The organism is Pseudomonas sp. sp1636 (assembly GCF_030376615.1).
In the GTDB taxonomy this organism is placed as follows: domain Bacteria; phylum Pseudomonadota; class Gammaproteobacteria; order Pseudomonadales; family Pseudomonadaceae; genus Aquipseudomonas.
In genome coordinates this window covers 223,681-245,212 of record NZ_JARRAB010000003.1, presented here as the reverse complement: position 1 = coordinate 245,212, position 21,532 = coordinate 223,681, and the positions used below count along the sequence as shown (strand labels likewise).

The 21,532-nt window shown below is 65.3% G+C and carries 21 protein-coding genes; 3 read left to right on the top strand and 18 right to left on the bottom strand.

The genetic code is table 11. The features are described 5' to 3' along the window. Positions 1–132: 132 nt before the first annotated feature. The gene (cadR, locus tag P8H27_RS04660) at positions 133–585 is read right to left on the bottom strand and encodes a Cd(II)/Pb(II)-responsive transcriptional regulator (protein ID WP_289635483.1); all 453 of its coding nucleotides are present in this window, start codon (positions 583–585) and stop codon (positions 133–135) included. Between the two features lie 196 nt (positions 586–781). Here cadR and P8H27_RS04655 point away from each other — a divergent pair, with 196 nt between their 5' ends. The 3 genes from P8H27_RS04655 (at position 782) to P8H27_RS04645 (ending at position 4,603) form a co-directional block, all read left to right on the top strand. Further along, on the top strand, positions 782–2,893 hold the full coding sequence (locus tag P8H27_RS04655) for a heavy metal translocating P-type ATPase (RefSeq protein ID WP_289635600.1): 2,112 nt from the start codon (positions 782–784) through the stop codon (positions 2,891–2,893). A gap of 16 nt (positions 2,894–2,909) precedes the next feature. Beyond that, the gene (locus P8H27_RS04650; RefSeq protein ID WP_289635482.1) at positions 2,910–3,272 is read left to right on the top strand and encodes a DUF3703 domain-containing protein; all 363 of its coding nucleotides are present in this window, start codon (positions 2,910–2,912) and stop codon (positions 3,270–3,272) included. A 671-nt stretch (positions 3,273–3,943) separates the two neighbouring features. After that, positions 3,944–4,603 (top strand): DUF3313 domain-containing protein, encoded by a 660-nt coding sequence (locus tag P8H27_RS04645; protein WP_289635481.1) that lies wholly within the window; start codon positions 3,944–3,946, stop codon positions 4,601–4,603. A gap of 261 nt (positions 4,604–4,864) precedes the next feature. Here the strand turns inward: P8H27_RS04645 and P8H27_RS04640 are convergent, their stop codons facing one another. The 17 genes from P8H27_RS04640 to P8H27_RS04560 form a co-directional block, all read right to left on the bottom strand. Beyond that, entirely contained in the window at positions 4,865–8,134 is a 3,270-nt protein-coding gene (locus tag P8H27_RS04640; RefSeq protein WP_289635480.1) for a LamG domain-containing protein, read from the bottom strand. Between the two features lie 3 nt (positions 8,135–8,137). Next, the gene (locus P8H27_RS04635) at positions 8,138–8,566 is read right to left on the bottom strand and encodes a hypothetical protein (protein WP_289635479.1); all 429 of its coding nucleotides are present in this window, start codon (positions 8,564–8,566) and stop codon (positions 8,138–8,140) included. Continuing rightward, positions 8,547–9,434 carry a type II secretion system protein J gene (locus tag P8H27_RS04630; RefSeq protein ID WP_289635478.1) on the bottom strand — a complete coding sequence of 296 codons (888 nt, stop codon included), beginning with the start codon at positions 9,432–9,434 and terminating at the stop codon, positions 8,547–8,549. The genes P8H27_RS04635 and P8H27_RS04630 overlap by 20 nt, the downstream gene beginning before the upstream one ends. After that, on the bottom strand, positions 9,425–9,895 hold the full coding sequence (locus P8H27_RS04625; protein WP_289635477.1) for a prepilin-type N-terminal cleavage/methylation domain-containing protein: 471 nt from the start codon (positions 9,893–9,895) through the stop codon (positions 9,425–9,427). Before P8H27_RS04625 ends, P8H27_RS04630 begins: the two co-directional genes overlap by 10 nt. 14 nt (positions 9,896–9,909) lie before the next feature. Beyond that, complete coding sequence (locus tag P8H27_RS04620; protein ID WP_289635476.1) at positions 9,910–10,344, bottom strand: Tfp pilus assembly protein FimT/FimU; 435 nt, start codon at positions 10,342–10,344, stop codon at positions 9,910–9,912. An 8-nt stretch (positions 10,345–10,352) separates the two neighbouring features. Then, positions 10,353–10,814 carry a type II secretion system protein gene (locus P8H27_RS04615; protein WP_289635475.1) on the bottom strand — a complete coding sequence of 154 codons (462 nt, stop codon included), beginning with the start codon at positions 10,812–10,814 and terminating at the stop codon, positions 10,353–10,355. Between the two features lie 21 nt (positions 10,815–10,835). After that, positions 10,836–11,354: a type II secretion system protein gene (locus P8H27_RS04610; protein WP_289635474.1), complete on the bottom strand. Its 519-nt coding sequence runs from the start codon at positions 11,352–11,354 to the stop codon at positions 10,836–10,838. A 145-nt stretch (positions 11,355–11,499) separates the two neighbouring features. Continuing rightward, positions 11,500–11,889: a hypothetical protein gene (locus P8H27_RS04605; protein WP_289635473.1), complete on the bottom strand. Its 390-nt coding sequence runs from the start codon at positions 11,887–11,889 to the stop codon at positions 11,500–11,502. Continuing rightward, the gene (locus P8H27_RS04600; RefSeq protein ID WP_289635472.1) at positions 11,886–13,121 is read right to left on the bottom strand and encodes a type II secretion system F family protein; all 1,236 of its coding nucleotides are present in this window, start codon (positions 13,119–13,121) and stop codon (positions 11,886–11,888) included. Before P8H27_RS04600 ends, P8H27_RS04605 begins: the two co-directional genes overlap by 4 nt. 37 nt (positions 13,122–13,158) lie before the next feature. After that, positions 13,159–14,883, bottom strand: a complete 1,725-nt coding sequence (locus P8H27_RS04595; protein WP_289635471.1) for a GspE/PulE family protein — start codon at positions 14,881–14,883, stop codon at positions 13,159–13,161. Next, positions 14,880–16,277 (bottom strand): lipopolysaccharide assembly protein LapB, encoded by a 1,398-nt coding sequence (locus P8H27_RS04590; protein WP_289635470.1) that lies wholly within the window; start codon positions 16,275–16,277, stop codon positions 14,880–14,882. The genes P8H27_RS04595 and P8H27_RS04590 overlap by 4 nt, the downstream gene beginning before the upstream one ends. Further along, on the bottom strand, positions 16,274–17,200 hold the full coding sequence (locus P8H27_RS04585; protein ID WP_289635469.1) for an ExeA family protein: 927 nt from the start codon (positions 17,198–17,200) through the stop codon (positions 16,274–16,276). Before P8H27_RS04585 ends, P8H27_RS04590 begins: the two co-directional genes overlap by 4 nt. A gap of 4 nt (positions 17,201–17,204) precedes the next feature. After that, on the bottom strand, positions 17,205–18,815 hold the full coding sequence (locus P8H27_RS04580) for a pilus (MSHA type) biogenesis protein MshL (RefSeq protein ID WP_289635468.1): 1,611 nt from the start codon (positions 18,813–18,815) through the stop codon (positions 17,205–17,207). 5 nt (positions 18,816–18,820) lie between these two features. Continuing rightward, on the bottom strand, positions 18,821–19,141 hold the full coding sequence (locus tag P8H27_RS04575; RefSeq protein ID WP_289635467.1) for a Type II secretory pathway component: 321 nt from the start codon (positions 19,139–19,141) through the stop codon (positions 18,821–18,823). Further along, complete coding sequence (gspM, locus tag P8H27_RS04570; protein ID WP_289635466.1) at positions 19,134–19,808, bottom strand: type II secretion system protein GspM; 675 nt, start codon at positions 19,806–19,808, stop codon at positions 19,134–19,136. The genes P8H27_RS04575 and gspM overlap by 8 nt, the downstream gene beginning before the upstream one ends. Next, positions 19,801–20,409, bottom strand: coding sequence for a PilN domain-containing protein (locus P8H27_RS04565; RefSeq protein ID WP_289635465.1), 609 nt, complete (start codon positions 20,407–20,409; stop codon positions 19,801–19,803). The genes gspM and P8H27_RS04565 overlap by 8 nt, the downstream gene beginning before the upstream one ends. Beyond that, positions 20,409–21,326, bottom strand: coding sequence for an MSHA biogenesis protein MshI (locus P8H27_RS04560; RefSeq protein WP_289635464.1), 918 nt, complete (start codon positions 21,324–21,326; stop codon positions 20,409–20,411). Before P8H27_RS04560 ends, P8H27_RS04565 begins: the two co-directional genes overlap by 1 nt. Positions 21,327–21,532 lie beyond the last annotated feature (206 nt).

Below are 21,532 nucleotides of genomic sequence, written 5' to 3'. Positions count from 1 at the left end.
GTGTAGTAACCAAACCAGTCCAGACTGGATGGATCGAAATACGCAACCAGAACCGCCGCCGGCAATGTTTCCTGCGCGTATTTCAGGCGGCAGGTCTGTATCTAACCCGGCTCACAGACAGCCAGGCACTGATCAGTGCCGATGGCTTTTCCCTACATGGGTGTGGCCATTATCTGGAAGCGCACTGACTCCACCAGCGGTGTTCAGTCGCTGAAGGATTCCACACTCATCTACGTCCCGCTCAGAGGCGCAGCGGTGTCGTAACTCGACCAACTGTTGTTGTAGCGCCAGCAAGCTGGTCACGCGTGTTTGCACATGCTTGATGTGCTCATCCACCAAGCTATTCACCCCCTCACAGTTTTCCTCTGGCCGATCCATCAGCGCGAGCAAGCTTCTGATCTCCTCCAGGGTCATGTCCAGTGTTCGGCAGTTACGGATAAACGTAAGCCTCTCAAGATGCTCGCTACTGTACAGGCGGTAATTACCCTCACTGCGGGCCGGGGCCGGCAGCAGCCCTTCGCGCTCGTAGTAGCGAACCGTTTCCACCTGGCAATCGGCAAGCTTGGCCAACTCTCCAATTTTCATAACTCACCTCTTCGACAAACGCTTGACCCTGTAGTGGCTTTAGGGTGTTCACTTTGCAGCATTGACCAATGAGGATACCTCCATGACTGGCTGCTGCGGTGACGAACACAAATCTGAAGCGGTTCTAAAGGATGTCTGCTGTGCCCCCAGCGAGACGATTAAGTGCTCCTCCGTTACGGCCACCGCGGCAGATGCCATGCCCAGCGCCAAGTTCAGCAGCTTTCGCATTGAGCAAATGGACTGCCCAACGGAAGAAAAACTGATCCGCGGCAAGCTGTCCTCACTACCCGGCATCAGTGGGCTGGAGTTCAACCTGCTTCAGCGCGTGCTGACGTTTCGCCACACAACGGATGCACTGCCAGCAGCATTGGACGCCATTCGCGACCTTGGTTTCACCCCAGTGGTTAAGGGTTCAGCGCCACTAAACGAAGACGGCCAAGGAGCCCCTCGCAAGAAGGCCTGGTGGCCCTTGGCGCTTTCGGGCGTGGCCGCCGTATCGGCTGAACTGCTGCACTTCGCCGAGCTTGCGCCAGAGTGGGTGGTGGCTGGCGTGGCGCTGCTCGCCATTCTGCTGTGCGGCCTGACGACCTATAAAAAAGGTTGGATTGCCCTGAAGAACCGTAACCTGAACATCAATGCGCTGATGAGTATCGCGGTGACCGGTGCGGTGCTGATTGGGCAATGGCCGGAAGCGGCCATGGTCATGTTCCTCTTCACTGTCGCCGAGCTAATCGAAGCGAAGTCGTTGGATCGGGCTCGCAATGCCATCCGTGGCTTGATGGAGCTGACCCCGGAACGCGCCACGGTGCAGCAGGCCAACGGCACATGGCTTGAAATCGAGGTTAAAACCATCGCAGTGGGCGCGCTGGTGAGGGTTCGCCCTGGCGAGCGAATCGGCCTCGATGGCGAGGTGACCGCTGGCAACTCCACCATCAACCAAGCGCCCATCACCGGGGAAAGCCTGCCTGTGGAGAAAACCCCCGGCGACCCGGTTTTTGCTGGAACTATCAATGAGGCCGGCTCACTGGAATACCGGGTCGTGGCCGCCGCCGCTAACACCACGCTGGCCCGCATCATCCATGCGGTTGAGGAAGCGCAAGGCTCTCGCGCCCCGACCCAACGCTTTGTTGATCAATTCGCCAAGGTGTACACCCCTGTCGTATTCCTATTCGCCCTGGCTATCGCCATTGTGCCGCCACTGTTTATGGCCGAGCCCTGGTACGACTGGATCTATCGCGCACTGGTACTGCTGGTTGTCGCCTGCCCTTGCGCCTTGGTCATCTCGACGCCGATCACCATTGTCAGTGGCCTGGCTGCGGCTGCGCGCAAAGGCATCCTGATCAAAGGCGGGGTCTACCTGGAAACTGGCGGCAAACTCGGCTTCCTGGCCCTCGACAAGACCGGAACCATTACCCATGGCAAGCCAGTGCAGACCGACTACATGCCGTTGCTTGAGCAGGACTCCGAGCGCTATCGCACACATGCCGCCAGCCTCGCCAGCCGGTCTGACCACCCTGTCTCGCAAGCGATAGCCAAGCATGCCACTGAGAATGGGCTGACATTTGCCACCGTTGAAGGATTCGAAGCCCTGCCGGGTCGAGGCGTACGAGGCACCATCGAGGCCACGGATTTGCACCTGGGCAACCATCGCCTGGTGGAAGAACTTGGCCTCTGTTCAGCGGAACTGGAAGCGACGCTGGAGCGCCTCGAACGCCAAGGCAAGACGGTGGTGGTGCTATGTGATCCGCAGCGTGCCATTGCCCTGTTCGCAGTTGCCGACACCGTCAAAGACTCCAGCCGCGAAGCAATCGAAGAACTTCACGCGCTCGGGGTGAAGACCACGATGCTGAGCGGCGATAACCCGCACACAGCAGAAGCCATCGCAAAGCAGGTAAGCATCGACGAGGCGCGCGGCAACCTCCTTCCGGTCGACAAGTTGCAAGCCATTGAAGCATTGCAGGCGCGCGGCTACGTCGTCGGGATGGTCGGCGATGGCATCAACGATGCTCCGGCGCTGGCGAAGTCTGAAATCGGTTTCGCCATGGCCGCCGCCGGCACGGACACGGCCATTGAGACAGCGGATGTAGCATTGATGGATGACGACCTGCGCAAGATCCCGGCCTTCATCCGCTTGTCCCAACAAACCGCAGCCATCCTCAAGCAGAACATCGTGCTGGCGTTGGGGATCAAGGCCCTGTTTCTCGCCATTACCCTCACGGGTCAGGCCACCATGTGGATGGCCGTCTTTGCCGACATGGGCGTCAGCCTGCTGGTGGTGTTCAACGGCCTGCGCCTTCTTAAAAAGTAGGAACGGAGGATTGGAGATGAAAGCAGCATTGCAACTCGCGATTGAACAAGCGTTTCAACAGGCCGAGCACGCCATGCGGGAAATGCGCAGTGCAGATGCCTTTCAATGGCTGGAGCGCACGCACATCCTGACCCAGCGCCAGCCCTTGCTGCATGCCAGATCACACTGGCTGATGCTCACGCTCGGCTGGCAGGTTGGCGATTATCGCGAGGTTGCGGGGCAAATACCTCGTATAGTCGCGGCCCTGCTGTTCTCCAAAATCTGGGTGCCCATCGGCAATACAGGCCGCTCCAAGGTCAGTGCTTTCACGCCCATGCCGGTTCCGGAAGAACTACAGGCCTTGCTTGCAAACGACGCCCCGAAGCCATCCGACCGGTGATCGCGCCCATGCAAATCGATCCCGCCACCCGGCTTCCTTGCTCACTTGCCGATGTGACCGTCATGATTCGCAGGGAAGGGCACGCTAAACAGGCTGTTTAGCGCACCTATCGTTTCTTGCTGTTAGGGAAACTCCGAGCAAGTCCCCTCCGAGCGGCTGAAAGAGCGCATCCGCTGAACCCGAGCACTGCCCCATGGCCTGATGAGTTTTCCGATGCCGAGCACGCCAGAAAACGTAACCAGACCCGGCGCGAACGCTTCCTCGTCGACACTTAGACGAGCATTTCAGGCCACCCAGGCTTCACAAAATTAGCGTTATAAACGCTGGCACTTAGCGGACGAAAACCTCCACGACTTTCGGTGTCAACACAGAGTCCGTCTATGATTAGCGGAGCAAGGAATGATCAGTGCCGGTCGACATGACTGTCACTCAACTGCTGAAGGAGGCCGGACAGCCTCTGACCTTGCAGATCGGCCCAGGTTATTGGTTCGACAGCAGCAGGAATGATCCGGATGACGGGGGTTTGCGCGCAGCATTCACCTTGTTACTCCCCAACATAGCCATACCTGTCTGGCATCAAAATCGACAGCAGGGCTGGACACTCGATCCAACGGCACTCACAGCGCGTCACTCTCGGTATCCATCACAACCATTGGCAAGGAGCGTCACCGATGAAAACAACGCACGTAATGCTCGGCGGTCTGCTGGCCGCCATGATGATGCTCGGCGGATGCGCCAGCAAAACCGTCAGCCAGTCGGAACACTCCGGTTTTCTTTCCAGCTATGACGGATTAACTAAAACCCAGACCGCCAGCGGCAATACCGTAATGCGCTGGGTCGACCCGAATTTCAATGTCGCCAATTACGATAAAGTCATTTTCCAGCCGGTAAGTTTCTACCCGACGCCCCTGCCTAGCGACCGCCTCAGCCAGGAGACGTTAAACGACCTGCTCAACTACACCAATACTCGTCTGAGCGGGGCACTCTCCAAGCGCCTGCAGCTCGCGAGCCCCAACTCTGGGGCGCGGACGCTGGTGTTCCGTGGCGCGATCACCGGCGTCGGTGCTGCCACCCAGGGACTCAAACCCTATGAAGTGATTCCGGTAGCCCTGCTGGTTGCCGGAGCAATGACTGCGGCGGGCAAGCGTGACCAGAACACCGAGCTGTATCTGGAAGGCGAGTTGGTCGACAGCGCCACCGGCCAGCCCGTTCTGCGGGTCGTACGCAAAGGCATGGGCAAGACACTCAGCAACGACAAACAGGCGGTGACCGCGGATGATCTGCGCTCGGTAATCGATGATTTGACCCAAGACGTGCTGAGCTTTAAATAATCAGGACGCTTCGACTCGGCGGTACTGGCCGCGCCGAACCTGAACCTGAACCTGAACCTGAACCTGAACCTGAACCTGGGGACTCATCCCCCTTCGCTTGGGCCAGGTGCAGTGAACCGCCCCGGTTTTTCCGGAGGCTCCAGCTCTTGAGAGGATGGAGCCCGGCAGCAACAGAAACATGCCGAGCATCAGGCCGATGCGCTTTCGTTCGGCGAGGCAAAGGCTGTATACGCGCGTCCTCGGCTTGGGAGGCTGGGCGTTCTAGCGATACAGCTCGCGGCGGAAGATCAGCGGCGCGGCGCCGCGGTAGACACCGAAACGGGCCAGCCCCCGGGCCGCCTGGCGACCGCTGCCGTGCCAGTCGTACAGCAACCAGCCAGGGGTGGCCGGCAGATAGCCCTGCACCGCGCCGTCGTTGCCCGCCCCCGGCGCGCTCAAACGGACAACACCCAGGCCGGCGCTGGGACCGAGCAGGCTCGGCGTGGTTTCGCCGTTGCTGAGGTTGCCGACAAAGCCCTGCAAGTCCGGCATCCCCAGCAGCGCGGCGCTGCAGCCGTCCTCTGCTTCGACCTGGAAACTGCCGCCGGCGATGGCCTGCCAGCTTTCCAGGCGCAGCGCCAGATCCAGCCCCTGCAGCTCCGAGCCGTGGGCATTGCCCAGACTCAGGCGGCCGAGGCGCAGCTGACTGCCGCCGAAGTCGAACGCATAGCCCTGGCAGGGCCCGCCTGCGCCATAGCAGGCGCCGTCCTGGTCGGTCAGGGCGCTGGCGGGAAAGCTCAGGCGGATGGCCGCCTCGAACGGCAATTCGTCGCCGGTGGGCAGCACGGCCGGCGCATAGCTCAGCTGCTCGCCGCTCCAGCGGAAGCTGCGCGCCCCGTCGCCGTCGTCCACGCCGCCGAGCGAAGCGCTGGCCGTTCCCGTGCGCAACAGCCGCCCGGCGGCGTCCAGCGCGGGCGTGCCGGTGACCGAGGCATAGTCGTCATCCGGATCGAGCACATCGTCCAGCCGCGGCGGCGTGTTCAGACGCCAGAACGGGGTCTGGTCGTAGTTCAGGGTGACCCCGCCGCCACGGTTGAAGCCGGTCACGCTGAGCTGCGGCTCCTGACCAATGGCGAAGTTGATCGGCTGGCCCTGATAGCTAAAGACGCCGCAACTGGGGGTCAGGCTGGCGCTACCGGCGGCGCCCAGATAGGCCGGGGCGAAGCGTCCGACCAGGCCGCTCTGGCCGCCACCGACCGTCTCGCCGAAATAGCCGTTGGCCGGCGGCGTGGCGCTCAGCTGGAACACGCCGACCTCCGAGAGACTCTGGCTGACGCTGGTCTGAGCGCCGAGGGCATGCGCGTAACTGGCTACCCCCAGCATGCCGTTGTTGCCGCCGGCCGGCGCCAGCACCTGGCTGCCCAGGACGATATTGTTCAAGCGGAAGTTCGGCGTGACCAAATTGTCCGCCAGCTCCGCCGCCGTCAACGGCTCGCCATCGGCCTGCCAGGCCACCGCCTGAAGCCGCAGGCTGAAGGGGTCGCCGGCGCGCACGCCCCCCGGATACAGCGGGCAATCGCTGCCGACACCGGCCTGGCTGCAGGTCGAGTCGGTCTGCAGCAACAGGCCGTAGGGCTTGCTGACGAACGGATCGGCCCCACTCATCACCAACCCGGCCTCCTCCCCGGCGATCGGTGCATAGCGCACATTCAGGGTCATCGAGCCGGCATCGGCGTAGTGCACGCGGATAGTCGTGCGTGCGCCCGCGGAAAAGTCCAGGTCGATATCGCTACCTGGCGCGCTGTCGGCGATTGGCGTGCCATTGACCCGCACCGTGCGCGTGCCGGTATTCGGGTCGCTGTAACCGAACCAGAACTGCAGGGTTCGCGTGCCGGATTCGAAAGCCGGCACGCAGGTCAAGGTGCTGTCGTCCTTACGCACCGCGAACAGCCCGACTGCGGCCGATTCGCGGTTGGCCAGCAAATTGGGCACATCGAAGATAAAACCGCTGTCGGCGAAGCTCACCGTGCAACTGCCAGCGAGCCCGCCAACCATACAACGCAACGGGTTGCTCGCCGCCGGCGTGGCGCTCAGGCCCAGGGGCACGCTGCCGGCGCTGGTCAGGCGGTAGTGCACGGCGGCGCTGCCGGTGAAGCTCAGCGGATTGGCCGACCAGTTGCCGGCCGGGGTCAGGCTGGCCGTGACCGGGTTGGCGTAGCTCGCGCTGCAGTCGCTGTTCTGGCAGGCGCGCAGGGTGACTGCCAGGGGGTTGCAGGTCAGCGCCTGATTGCTGGCGAACTCCAGGCGGTAATGATCCGGCGCCGGGTTGCACAGCGCCGGTCGTTCCTGGATCAGGGCGAGGATTTCGGCGTCGCTCAGGGCGCGGTCGTACACCCGCAGCTCGTCCAGCGCACCATCGAAATAGCGCCCGGCAAAGCCCTGATCCTGACCGACCTGGAAGGGGTCGTTGTTGAGCAGCGGGGTGCCGCTGAAGCTGGCGCTGCCGGCTGCCACGCCGTTGATGAAGATGCGCTGGGCGCCCGGACTGAAGCGGATCGCCACATGGCTCCAGGCATTCAACGGCAACGCGGCGGTGCTGTCGAACTCGCGGGTCGCCGAGGGGCCGGTGGTCTGCCACCACCAGTTGATCCGACCATTGGGCTTGAGATGGAACTCGTAGTTCTCGTCCTTGGACAGAATGCTCATCAGGCCACTGCTCGGCAGGCTGGCGGGTCTGACCCAGAGGCCGATGGTGAAGCTGCCGCCGAGGTCGAGCAGGCTGCTGTCGGCGATCTGCAGATAACGACTGTCGACTGAGCGGAATTCACCGTAGCGGCAGGTGCCATAGCCGTTGCTGTCTACGGCCAGCGCCGGCGTCGTGCCCGCAGTGCTGGCGCCGTTGTAGGCGCGCCCGTGCAGGCCATTGGCGGAGCTGTCGAGCACCTCGCCGGCGGCGCCGCTCCAGGCGCTTTCGTTCATCCGCCAGCTGAGCAGCGGCGGAGCCGCAGCGCCGCATAGGCCGCCGAAATCAGCCAGGTCAATGGCCGCGGCGTTGTAAGTGAGGCTAGTGTTGCCCCCCGGCGTGGAGGTGGCGCCGAGCGATGTGATCGCCCCGTTAAGGCTCAGGTTGTTGCCGAAACTGATCCCGCCGGTGGCATAGACATAGCCGGCGATGCGCACGTTGTTGCCCAACGACAGGCTGCCGTTGACCACCAGGATCAGGTTCTGCGGGTTACCGCCGGCATTCAGTTGACTGTTGTTGCTGAGCGTCAGGCTGCCGTTGACCAATACCCGCGTGCTCGCCCCGCCACTGGCCGTGAGCGTCCAGCCGTTGCCGGTGCTACCAGCGCCGAAGTAATGGTTGCCGGCCCCCAGGTTACGGTCACTCGCCCCCAACGCCGGCGAGCTTTGCCACGTCAGCGCGCTCAGGTCGAGCTGACTGCTGCTGGTGCCGGTGATGCTGGCGGGGAATACCGAGGGGCAACTGGCCGCCAGCAGCGCCGGGCTGCACAGCGCACCAATCAGCATCAGCACGATTGCGGCAAGTCTCATGCTCTAGCGCTCCACAACGGCGGTCAGACGGCGAAAAGCATAGTCCGGGCGGCTGCCGGGCACGCCGTTCTGTGCCTCGGCGGTGAGGCGGAAGATCTGCACGGCGGAGCCGTCGACATCGATGTAGTCGTCGCGGCGGCAGTCCACGCTGAGACTGAACTCGCCCAGAGTGCTGCCCGTCAGGCTGGGCGTGGCAGCCGCGCAGCTGCCGGCATTGATAGCCTGGCTGATGCCCCACTCCAGGCCGGCCCGCGCCGCCTGGTAAGCCCGTGCCTGCTGGATCGACAGGCTGTTGCTGCCGTGTTGGGTCGCGGACAGGCGCGCCATGGCGAGCACCACCAGGCTGATGACGATCATCAGAAACAGCGCCGCGACCAGGCCGAAGCCGCGGGCCGGGTTGGGCCAAGACCGATCAGGGCGCATTGTCGACATGCACCTGTTGCAGCAGTTGCAGGGTTTCGCCGGCCTGGCTGATGCCCAGGTTCAGGCTCAGCAGGCCGGCGCGCTGGCTGCTGCCGGGCTGGTAGGCGAAGTCGCAACTGCCGACGCTCAGCGCCACCGGCTGCGGGTTGGAGCCGGCCGGTGGGCTGACGGGCAGCGCCGCGAGCAACTGGTTGTAGCTGTAGCGCAGCAGTTGGCCGCCGCTGCAGCGGTAGCCCACCACCGCACTGGCCAGGTACAGGCGGCGCTGCGGCGAGGCGAAAGCGAAGCGGAAACCGCCGGCCGGCAGGTTGCCCAGGGCGATATGGCTCTCATTGGCCGGCGCCCCGGCGAGTGCCGTGAATCTGGTGCCGGTCGGGGTGATCACCCCCGGGTTGCCCGCCGCCCAGACGTTGCTGCCGGCAACCGGATTACCGCCGGACTCGGCGCCGATGTTGTACAGCACCAGCCAGCGTGCGCCTGCCGGGTCGAAGCCGGGATCCAGCACCTGCACGCTGTCGCAGCGCCCGCCAAGGGTGGTGCTGGCACAACTGCCGGCAAGATCGTTGGAGAAGCGCAGGCCCTCGCCGTCGTTGCGGTTGGGCCGATAACGCGCCGCGTCGTGGATCAGCAGCAGCTCCAGGGCACGGCCATCGGCCGACACCCGCAGCGAGTTGGGCACCGCCAGGCGCACCTCGCGGCTCATCCGCTGCAAGGCGCCGGCGGCCTGATCGACCAGCTCGCCACGCCGGCTCTGGGCAACAAAACCTTCCAGGGGGCGCGACAAAGCGCTGGAGATCATCACCGCGACCACCCCGGCCAGGGCGATCACCATGACCAGCTCGACCAGGGTAAAGCCAGGCTCTCGGCTTATGGACATTGCTCGACCCCGGCGCTGTCGCGCTCGCCATAACAAGTGCGAAAACCGCTGAGCGACAGCTGCCGATTGGCCGGGTCGGTCACCGTTACATCCACCCGCAGGGCCGGCACTCCGTTCCAGTTGGCCAGTTGCTGAATGGCCACCTGCACCCGGTAATTGGCCAGGGCGGCGGGCGCTACGCCGTTGAGGTCACGCGCCCCGGCATCGTCGAGGCCACGGTAATCGCAGGCATCGTTGAATTGCCCACGGCTGCCTGGAATGGCCTGGCAGGCCGACAGCGTAGCGGGGTCGAGATAGGGCAGCAGGAGGATTTCCTCCAGGTAGGCCTCGGCGATGGCCAGGCTCTGCTGGCGCAGCAGCGGGTCGGCCGAGCGCCCGGTGATGGCGGCCATGGCGCTGTACAGCGCGGCCGCGGCGATGCCGATGATGACGATGCTGATCACCAGCTCGACCAGAGTCATGCCGGTTTGGCGCCTCATTGCACCAGGCCCGTAACAGGCGTCACGTTGATGCTGAAGCTGCCAATGGTGGCGCTCGCCGCCACTGAAGGCTGGCCCTGCGAGGCGAACACCACGGGGAAAGTCGTGGCCGTCACGCTAACCCCGGAGGGCAGCGCAGCGGCAAAAGGGGTCTGGCCATCAGGCCCCTGCACATCGTTGTAAGTACCACTGGTGCAGGAGGCGGCCTGGCGCACGCGGTAGCCGCCGGCATCCAGGCTGACCTGGGTCAGGCAACCGCTGGCCACGGCCAGCTTCTGCGCGTAACGCACGGCACTCAGGCTTTCCTCGAAAAACAGGCGCTCGTCGAACACCTGTCTGTCGAAGAAACGCGGCCCGACCACGGCCGCGAGGATGCCGGTGATGACGATCACCATCAGCAACTCGACCAGGGTAAAGCCGCGCGCCGCCATATCAGCAATCAGCAGCCAGCCGTGGTAGCAGCCGTGGGTGCAGTTATCACCGGAGCAGCACCTGCCGCCGCAGCCTCGTAGGTGAAGGAGCAGGTTGCCGGGGTGGGCGCGCTGGCCACGCGGATCACCAGCGGGTTGGCGCCGCCACCGGTGGTGGTGAAGTCAGCGGGTGCCAGTTGCGCCGCCGCGACTATGCCACCGGCGTTCGCGCGCGGATAGAGGTTGGTCATCAGGATATTCACCCCTTCCATATTGACCGCAGCGTTGGCCGTATTGCCACGTGCCAACGCGACGGAGTGGGCCACCGCCGCCGCCGAACGGACGGACGCCAAAGCACCGTTCAAGGTAGCAATGCGGGCATCCTGCCCCAGGTTGGCAAACCGCGGCAGGGCAAAGGCCGCCAGAATCCCCAAGATCACAATAACCATGATCAGTTCGATCAGGGTGAAACCGCTCTGTTGTTTTTTCATTTTGCTACTTCCTTGGTTGGGTCAATTGAAGCTGTAGGTCACGTCGCCGTTCGCGGCGTCGTAGACGATGGCGTCGTCGGCGCCATCGAGCTGATAGCTAAAGGTGCATTGCTGGCCGGCCTGGGTCGCCCGGTAATCGCTACCAACCGCGCCGGCCACGCTGGGCGCCGTGCCTTGCAGGATATTCTGCCAGAGGTCGATGCAGTCCTGGACGGAGGCGATGGCGCTGCCGCCGTCGATGCCCACCGGCCAGCCGCCGGTGTTGACGTCGACATTGGCGGCGCCGAAACCGCCGACATTGATCTGGCAGGCGGCGCCCGCACAAGCGCCGCCCTGGCTGCCGCCGTTGCGATTGAGCTCGTACTGCACACGCACCAGCGCCACCGCCGAGGCCAGGGCGCCGGCGGCGCCCCTGAACGCCGCCTGGTGGGCATCCTTGGTGGCATTGATAAAGCGCGGCAGGGCCACGGCGGCGAGGATGCCGAGGATGGCGATCACCACCACCAGTTCGATCAGGGTGAAACCCTTGCTGTGTTTCATGCGTATCCCTCAGTCACTTAGCCGACCCAGCGCAGTCAGTTGCGCCGCCGGTACCGCTTGCAGTTCCAGGGCGAAGGCCGCATTTGCCCCCACAGGCATTCCAGCAGGAAGTGCCTGCAAGCGCCAGGCCTGCACTTCGCCCCGTTCATCTATCCATCCGCTGGCGAACCGGGCCCGGTACAACACCCAGGCCCGCGCCGGCAGCCAATACCAGCAACCGCGCCGCGCCGGTTCGTCCGCGGCCAGTTCGCCGCAGTAATTGTCCTGCTGCCAGCGTAGCAGCACGAACGGGTTGCTCGTCCGCCAGGCCGGCTCCAGCACCTGGCCCCTGGCCCCTGGCCACGCCTTCGGCCACCAAGCCATTGAGGCTGGCGACCAGGTGCTCGCGGGTGGCCTCCAGTGCGCGCCGCTCGCTCACCTCGGCGATCTTCCAGGCCAGGGCCAGCAGCACCCCGAGCAGGATCGGCGCGCTCAGGCTCCAGCCCAACCGGCGTAGCCGGCGCACGTCATCGCGTGCCCCATAGTCCGCCCTCACCGCCCCCCCTTGGCCGCCGAGGCCAGCTCCCACATGGGCAGGAACACCCCCAGCGCCAACACCAGTACCATCGCGCCCATGGCCACGATCAGAATCGGCTCGATGGCGTCGGCCAGCTGCTTGAGGTCGTAGTCCACCTCCTGCTCGTAGAAGTCCGCCACCTCGACGAACAGGTCGTCCAGCGCACCGGTTTCCTCGCCGACCGCCATCATCTGCAGCACCAGCGGGGTGAACAGGCCACTGGCCGAAGCCGTGCGGGTCAGCGCCTCGCCCCGCTCGACGCCCTCGCGCATGCTGAGGATGGCCTGGCCGATATAGCGGTTGCCGACGCTGGCGCTGTTGATCGACAGGGTCTGCAGCAGCGGCACCCCGGCGCGGTACATCATGGCGAAGGTGCGGGTAAAGCGGGCCAGGGCGATGCGTTCGAAGACCCCGCCGACGATCGGCAAGCGCAGTTTGATCCGATCCCACTGCAGCGCCCCGGCCGGCGTCTCGCTCCACTTGATGAAGCCGTAGATCGCCCCGCCGCTCAGCAGCGCCAGCAACCACCAGAACTCCTGGAAGAATTGCGAAGTGCCGATCAGGATCTGGGTCGGCAGCGGCAGCTCGGCCTTGAACTGGGCAAACACCTTGGCGAAGGCCGGAATCACGAACATGTTGATCACCACCAGCCCCACCGCCATGGCGCTGAGCACGAACAGCGGGTAACGGGTGGCCTGCTTGATCCGCTTGCGCGTTTCGCGCTCCAGCTCCAGGTAGCTGGACAGCTGACGGAACGCCTGGTCGAGCTGGCCGGTGTTCTCGCCGACGCTGATCATGCTGATGAACAGGGTGGTGAACACCTTAGGATGGGCGTTGAGGGCCACGGCCATGCTCATGCCGCCCTCCAGGTCGGCGCGCACCGCCTGCAGCACCTCGCGGAAATAGGGGTTGCGGTGCGACTCGGCCAAGCCGCCGATGGCGCGGATGATCGGCACTCCGGCCTTGCTCAGGCTGTACATCTGCCGGCAGAAGATGATCTGTTCGTCGAGGTCGACACGTTTACGCTTGAGGCGCTCGGCGAGCTGCGCCCAGGCATCGCTGCCGCCGCGTTCGGCCTGCGCCTCGATGGTCAAGGGCGTGATCTGCTGGGCCAGCAGCTCGCCGGCGAGGGCCTCGGCCGAAGCGCTCTGGCGACTGCCGCTGACTTTGCTGCCCTGAGCGTCACGCCCGGTAAAGCGGAACTGGCTCATGGCGACAGCCCCTCCGGGCTACGGGCACGCGACAGCATCAGCCCAGCGCCTCGTCGGTGAGGGTGGCGCATACCTTCAGCACCTCATCCACGCTGGTTGCCCCGGCCAGCGCGTAATCCAGCGCACAGGCCGCCAGCGGGCGGTAGTGGGCGCTGGCCTGGGCCGCCTCGGCAAAGCCTTGCGGATCGTTGCGGCGCAGGGCGGCAACCATCGGCTCGTTGATTTCCAGTAGCTCGAAGACCCCCAGCCGCCCGGCGTAACCGGTGTTGTGGCACTGGTGGCAGCCGACGCCGCGCTTGAACCGACGCCCGCTCAGCGAGGCGCCGTACAGCGCCTCCAGCCAGACCAATTGGCGCGGTTCTGGCGCGTGCTCCTCCATGCAGTTCTCGCACACCCGGCGCACCAGACGCTGGGCCAGTACGGCATTCAGCGCGGTGGCGACGAGGAACGGCTCGGCGCCCATATCGACCAGGCGCATGGCCGAGGTCAGCGCATCGTTGGTGTGCAGGGTGGACAGCACCAGGTGGCCGGTCAGCGCCGCGCGCAGGCCGATCTCGGCGGTTTCCTGGTCGCGCATCTCGCCAACCAGGACGATATCCGGATCCTGGCGCAGGGCGGCGCGCAGCACGCGGGCGAAACTCAGGTCGATCTTGGCGTTGACCTGCACCTGATTGATTCGCGGCAGGCGGTATTCCACCGGGTCTTCCACGGTGATGATCTTCTTCTCCGGGCTGTTCAGCTCGGAGAGCCCGGCGTATAGCGTGGTGGTTTTGCCCGAACCGGTCGGACCGGTAACCAGTACCAGGCCGAAGGGGCGCTGCAACAGACGGCGGAAACGCACCAGCATATCCGCCGGCATGCCACTGGCATCGAGCGTGGATACGCCGGAGGTCTGGTCAAGCAACCGCATCACCACCGACTCGCCGTACTGCACCGGCATGGTCGACACGCGCACGTCGATGTTGTGGTTCTTCACCCGAATATTGAAACGACCGTCCTGCGGCAAGCGTTTTTCCGAGATATCCAGGCCGGACATGATCTTCAGGCGCATGACCAGCGCCGAGGCGACCCGCGCCTCTTTCATCACCTGCTCGTTAAGCACCCCGTCGATGCGCTGGCGAATCCGCACCACGCCCTCGTCCGGCTCGATATGGATGTCCGAGGCCTTCATCTGCACCGCATCCTCGAACAGCGTCTGCAGCAGGCGCACCACCGGCGCATCGGAGTTGTTGTCGGCGCCCAGCTTGGCCAGGTCGAAGTCGCTGTCCTTGAGCTCGCCTTCCAGTTCGCCGGCAATCGAGGCGATCTCGCTGCTGCGCCGGTACAGGGTGTCGAGGGCGGCCAGCAATTCGGCCTCGCGTACCACCGCGGGCGCCAGACGCAGCTTGAGAATACGCTCCATCTCGTCGAGGGCGAACAGGTCGAGGGGGTCGGACATGCCGACCAACAGGCCGCCGCCCTCGCGCGACAGGAGGATCACGCGGAAACGCCGGGCCACGGCCTCCGGCAGGCTCTGCACCAACTGCGGATCGAGCTTGAAATGCTTGAGGTCGATAAACGGAATGCGCAACTGCTCGGACAGTGCGGTGAGCAAGCGCACCTCGTCGACAAAGCCCAGGTCGACCACGGTGCGACCGAGTTTGGAACCGGTGCGTTTCTGCTCCTGCAGCGCCCGCTGCAACTGCGCATCGTTGAGCAAACCGGCCTCGATCAACAGATCGCCCAGGCGCACCTTGCGTTGGCGTACGTCTTCCTGCGTCATCGTTGTCCTCCGAGCGCCGCGGCGCGTTCGCCGACGAAGCGCCGCGCGCTGTCGTCCAGGCCCTGCCCTTGCAGCGCCAGACGATAGTGGTTGGCGGCCTCGCCCGGCCGATCCAGTTGTTCCAGAGCTATCGCCAGACCCAGCTGCCAGGTCGCCTGGCTCGGGCGCAGCTCGATCATCTGGCGGTAGAGCGCGGCACTCTGCTGCCATTGCCCGGTTTGTTGGTAGCTGGCGGCCAGCAAAGCGTAGTAATTCGCTTCCTGCACCAGCGGCGGCGCGTACTGCTCGAGGGTCGCCACAGCGCCCTTGGCGTCAGCGGCCTGTAACTGGCTGCGCGCGAGCAGCACGCGCAGCTCGCTGTCCTGCGGCAACCGTTGCAGCTGCGCCGGCAACCAACTCAGCAGGCGCTGCTGCTGGCCGTCGGCCAAGTAGGCGCGCGCCAGCCAGCGCAACACCTCGGCATCGTCGCCTCGCTGGCGTTGCAGCTCCTCCAGCAGGCGGATCGCGCGCGGATGATCCGCGTCGAGCAGGGCCTGGCGCGCCAGGGTCAGCGCATCCGGCTGGTAGGGCGCGATCTTCACCTCGGCTCGACTGGCGCGGCGCTCCGCCATGGCCTCTGCATCAGCCTCTGCTTCAGCCTCTGCTTTTGCGTTGGCCGCAACGGCCGCGGCGGCGGGCTTGCGCGGCGCCTCGGCGGCCGCTCCCAGCGGCGCGGCGACCCAGGCCGGCAGTGGCGCTTCTTGGCCTGCGCTGGCCGGCTCGGCGAGCGGCAGATCGTCCATCTCCGGCGCGGCAGCGGCCTGCACCAGCGGCGCATTCAAGGGCACCTCGATCCACAGCAGCCAGCGGTCGCCAGCCGGCTCCAGACGGTCGCGCACCTCCAACTGGTCGCCCAGGCCGACCAGCAACACCTGCACCGCATCGCCCTTCGCCTCGACATCCCAGGACAAACTGCGGCCGTCGCGCTGTATGCGCCCGTGCTGCGCCTCGCCAGACCATTGCACGCCAGTCAGGCTCAAACTGACCGCGCCACTTTCCTCGGTGCGCCGGTAAGGCACCGAGCGGCTCAGCGGCAATTGCAGCACCAGGCCGCGGCTATCGTGCTGCGGCAGCACGTCCAGCAGTTGCGCGGCGGCGGGCTCGGTGACAACCGGGGCGGGCGCTACGGGGGCCAGCGGCGCTGCCGCGCCGAGTTGACGGCCGAGCAGCACCGCCAACAGCCCGAGCAGCACCAATGCCGCCAGGCACCACAGGCCGCGAAGCAGCCAGGCGAGGTGCACGCGGCGCGCCGCGCCAGTCTCGTCCACCGCGTGCAAGCCATCGAGCCGCAAGCGCTCGCCCGGCGCAGCGCGGCGCTGTTCCAGGTCGCGCAGCATATCGTTGACCAGGCTCATCGCAGCCACTCCTGCCAATCCGCCAGCCAGGGCCAGGCGCCGACCAGCAGCGCCAGCACTCCCGCCGTCAATCCCCAGCCCAGCCATGCCGGCCTGCGCCGCAGGAAAGGCCGAGCACCCTCGGTGTCCAACTGGGCGCGCCGCACATGGTTGGCCGAAACCTGCCGTCGGCCTTCGCCGTAGGCGGCCATCAGCGCCTTGTGCGCCAGGATGTTGAGCAACCGTGGGATGCCGCCGCTACCGCGTACCAGGCGGCGTACTGCGGCGGCGGCGAACAGCGGCTCGCCGCGGTAGCCGGCAACGGCCAGGCGCTCGCTCAGGTAGCGCTGCACGTCCCGCACGTCCAGCGGGCGCAGGCGGTAGGAAAAGGTGATGCGTTGGCGCAGCTGGCGGAACTCGTTGCGCGCCAGGGTTGCGTCCAACTCCGGCTGACCGAACAACACCACCTGCAACAGCTTGGCCCGCTCGGTCTCCAGGTTGGTCAGCAAGCGCAACGCCTCCAGAGTCGCCGGCGGCAGCACCTGGGCTTCGTCGATCAGCAGCACGCAGCTCTTGCCGGCGCCGGCCAGCTCGATCAGGCGCCGATGCAGGGCCTCCAACACGTCATGCGTGTCCAGCCCGTCGATGCCGTCGATGTGCAGTTCCCGGGCCAGCGCCCGCCGCAACCCCTGCGCGCTCATCCCCGGGTTGGGCAGATAGGCCAGTTGGTAGTGCTCGCCGTCCAACCGATTGAGCAGCGCGCGGCACAGCAGGGTCTTGCCGGTGCCGACCTCGCCGGTGACCTTGATAAACCCCTCGCCCTCGCCAAGGGCCACGCGCAGCAGATTGAGACAGGCCTGGTACGGCGCCAGCTGCACCAGGAAGTCGGTGTTGGGGGTGAGCGCGAAGGGCTTCTCGCGCAGGCCGAAGAAGGCTTGGTACATGGCCCTATCTCAGCTCACTGAAGGTGGCCGCGCTCCTGCGCAGCTCATCCAGCCACACCTCGTCGCTGACCACCTGCGGACGCATCAGAATGACCAGCTCGCTCTTCTGCAGGGCTTTGCGCTGCTGTTTGAACAGGTTGCCGAGCACGGGCAGGGTGCTGGCCCAGGGCACATTCGCGTCGGTGTTTTCGTTGTTGTTTTGCAACAGGCCGCCGATCACCACCACCTGGCCGCTGCGGGCACGGACGATGGAGTCGGACTGGCGGGTGGTGGACAACGCCAGCGGCAGGTTGAACACGTTGTCCTCGCCCAGGACGATGAGCTTGTTCTGATCGCGCACCCGGCTCACGGTCGGCCGGACATGCAGGGTGACGGTGTCGTTCTGGTCGATCTGCGGCGTCACGTCCAGGGAAATACCGGAGAAGAATGGCGTCAGGGTGATGTCCTGGGTCGGCTCGGTGACTCCGGCGGCGTTGGTGGTGCTGCTGCTCGACGACACCTCGGTGACGAAGAACTCGTCGGTGCCGACCTTGATCACCGCCTTTTGATTATTCAACGTGGAGATTCGCGGGCTGGACAGCACACGCACCTCGCCCTGGGTCTCGAGCAACTGGATCAACCCGGTGAAGTCGCCGACGGTGAGCAAACCGCTGAATACCCCGCCGACCCCGATCGGGCCGTTCAGCGCCTCCCCCGCCAGGCTGGTGCTGAGATCGCCGCCCAATTGGTCCCAACTGATCCCGGCCTGGAAGCCGTCGGACAACTGCACTTCGAGAATCTTGGTTTCGAGAATCACCTGACGCTGCAGGTTTTGCTGTGCCTGCTCGAGAAAGCGCGCCACGCTCTCCTGGTCGGCACTGTTGGCGCGCACCACCAGCAGGCTGGCCTGCGGGTTGATCACCACGCTGTTGCCGGGCTCAGTGCCGACGATCATCGTCACCACTTCGCGCATTTCCCGCCACAAATCGACGTCGCTGGAGGTGGTGACCTGGCTGGCATTCAGGGTGGTCACCGAATGCTCGCTGCTGCCGCTGCTGCTGCCATTGCCGTTGCTGCTGCTGTCGCTGCTGACCACCTGGCCCGAGCTGACCCGGGTGTCGGACTGGCCGAGGCGCTGCAGATTCAGGTAATTGAGGTCGTAGCTGCGGGTGATCGCGCGATTGGGCAGGATCTGGTAGCCATAACTGGTGCGGCGGAAGTCGTAGCCATAGCTGTCGCGCACCGCCGCCAGCACCTCTTCCAGGCTCACCCGGCGCAAGCTGAAAGTGATGGTGCCGGTGACCTCCGGGTGCACCACCAGGTTTTGCCCGGCCCCGTCCATCAAGCTGAGAAAGAAGTCGCGGGCCGGCATGTCCTTGGCCGCCACGTCGAACCGCGGGCTTCGTCCCGGACTGGCGGCGCTACTCAGCGGCGGAATCAGCGCGGCTTGCACGGCGAGCGGCGGCGCCACCTTACTCTGTGCCTGGGCCTGCCTCAGGCTCTCATCGAGCAGCCTGCCGCTCTGTTCGTAGAGCTGCCGGTCGCCATCCTGAAAGGTTTGGCAGGCGCTCAGCAGGCAGGCCAGGCTCAGCAAACCGAGGCGCGGCAGGCCAAGGCTAGACAACATTGAAGTCATGGGCATCATCGGCTCGGTTGCATAACGGGTTCGACCAGGCGTAACAGCTGGCGCTGGCCCTGGCGTTCGATCAGTACGGATTGCGGGTGAATGGCCAGGACACGGGCACCGGCATGCTCGTCGCCGACGCGTAACAGCGCGCCGCCGATCATCGCCTGGCTACCTTGGGCGCCACGCAAGACCCCCTGCAGTACCGGCGCGACGGCGGACTGAGCCGAGTCAGCGGGCACCAAGAGCAGATTGGCCGGCGGTTGCGTGGGGTCGAGACCGACCGCCTTGACCAGGCCGCTGGCCAGCAGCAGGCCGAACAACATGGCTCTAGACACCGACCCACCCCGCTTGGCGACTCAGCGTATAGAGCTTCAGGCTGATCTGCGCCCGGCCTGGACCGGCTTCGCCGACCCGGTAGTCGAGGCTGTCCCAGTTGAGCTTCCAGCCGCTGTCCTGAATGGCTTGCAGGTAGGTCAGAAGGTCGAAGTAGCCGCCTTGCAACTGCAGGCGCAAACCGTGCCGGTAGAGGGTCACCGGTGCCACTGCAGGCGCCTCCCCGGTTGCTTGCGGCGCATTGCCCACAGCGGGCAGCCGAACCGGGTCGCTGAAGCTTTCCAGGCCGACCAGGCGCAAGCGCGGCTGGGATCGCAGCAAGTCCTCCAGCACCGCCTGCATCTTCTCCGGGGTCACCAATTCGGCGGTGCCCTCATCGATCCGCCGGATCAATTCCTCGCGACTGGCCGAAGCCGCCAGCAACGCACTGCGGTAGGCGATGTCCGGGGCGGAGGCGAGCTTGCGCTGTAACTCGGCGAGGCCGGCTTCGGCCTCCAGGCGACGCGCATCGGCCAGCTGGTAGCTCGACTCCTGCTTGGCCAGCCGAGCCGCGAGCGGATCGCCGATCAGCAGTAGATAGAGCATGCCGCACAACACCAGGCCGACCGCGAAAGCCAGCCACTGCTCGCGCGCAGCCATGCCCCGCCAACGTTGCAGCCACTTATTCATCGGCCTTCTCCTGATCCTTGGCGCGCGAAGACAGGTCGAAGCGCAACAGCTGATCGCCCTCGCGCTGGATATCGAATCGAGCGAACTCGCGCCCCTGGAATACGCTGTTCTGGCCGAGGCGCTGCAAGTACTGCGGCAGCAGTTCCTGATCCTGGCTGCAGCCTTGCAGGCGAATCTGCTGGCCACCGTCGCTCAGGCTGATCGCCTCCAACCACAGGCCGCTCTGTGGGTGCTGCTGGGCGAGGGCCTGCAGCGGCGCGACGAAACCGTTGTTGCGCTGGCTGGCCAGCACTTGCAAGTGACCGATCAGCCGCTGCAACTGCTGGTTGTCGATTTCCCGCGCCGTCAGCTCGCCCGCTAGGCGGCTGTCCAGTTGCGGCTCGACGAAATTCGAACTGGCCGCGGCCAGGCGGGCTTCCTGCTCCTGTGCGGCCACCTCCGCCAGCTCCAGGCGCGCCGCGCCCTGGCGCAACTGCCAGCCCTGCCAGGCAGCATGCACGACGCAGAGCAGCGCCAACACGCCAAGAGCGGCGAACATCTGCAGCCGCTGCGGGCCGCTGCGGCGCTTGCGGACCACTTGGTACAGATTGAGGTTTTGCATCAGCCGGCCTCCTGGCGCAGCGCAGCGCCCACTGCGGCCGTGCAGTAAGCCTGCTGCAACTCGTCCAGCTCGGCAGCCGCCTGGGCGGGGAACAGCTCGCGCAGGTCGAGCGCCTGCAGCTTCACCGCCAGCCCGCTGGCCAACGCCTGCAGCGTGGCCGCGCCGTCGCGCTTCATCGGCAGCAGCAGCAGGCGGTTGATATAGCCCTTGCCCAACTGGCTCTCGAAGTAGTCGAGGGAGCGCTGGATATCCAGGGTGATCGCCGTGGCATCTTCGCCGGCCTGGTTCAGACCCTTCTCGATGCGCCGCGCCATATAGAGATCGGCGCCATGTTGCACGGCGATCAGGCCTTCGCTGGCGCGCAAGCGCAGCAGGGCCAGATTCATGCCCTCGGCGCCGGCCAGAATGCCGAGGTTGCGAAATGCCATTTCGGTGACATCGAACGACTGCGGCCTGAGCCCGGCCTGACGCAACAAGTCGGCCCAAGCCTGCATGCGGGCCTTGCCCAATACGGCGCAATAGGCCATCCGCGAACGGCCGCGGTAGGCATCGCCCGGCAGGCTCAAGGTGTCCAGCACAACCTGATCGAGCGGTTCGGCGATTAGATCCTTGACCCGCCAGCGCATGGCATCGCGCAGCTCTTCGGCGGGCACCTCGGGGCTGTCGAGCAGGAGCATCTGATAGGTGGCAGGGTGCAGCACCAGATTGACCGGCATGCCGCCGAGCCCCAACTCCTCGACCAGGCGGGCCAACACGGCCGGCTGCTCAGCCGGCGCGGCCGGGCGGAATTGGCAGTCGAGCAGCCGCGGCGTCTCTCCAGAAGGACGCGCCACCCGGGCGACGGCGATACCCTCAGGACCGGTTTCGATACCCAGTAATCCGTCCGCTATTGTTTTCTTTTTCGCGAACCAGCGCACCTACAAGCTCCCCTAATGTAACCGTTAGCCACAGCCTGCTAGGCTACTCACAGAGCAACCGTCGGCCCTGACCGGATGCCCCTAAACCCTGAAAGCAAAATGCTATCAACCGGGCGCGAACTCTAGCATACAAACCGCTGGCGGCAGGATATTGGCAGACGCCGCGAATCGCGACCAGTGCCAGTTTGCCCCCCGACTACGCCTGC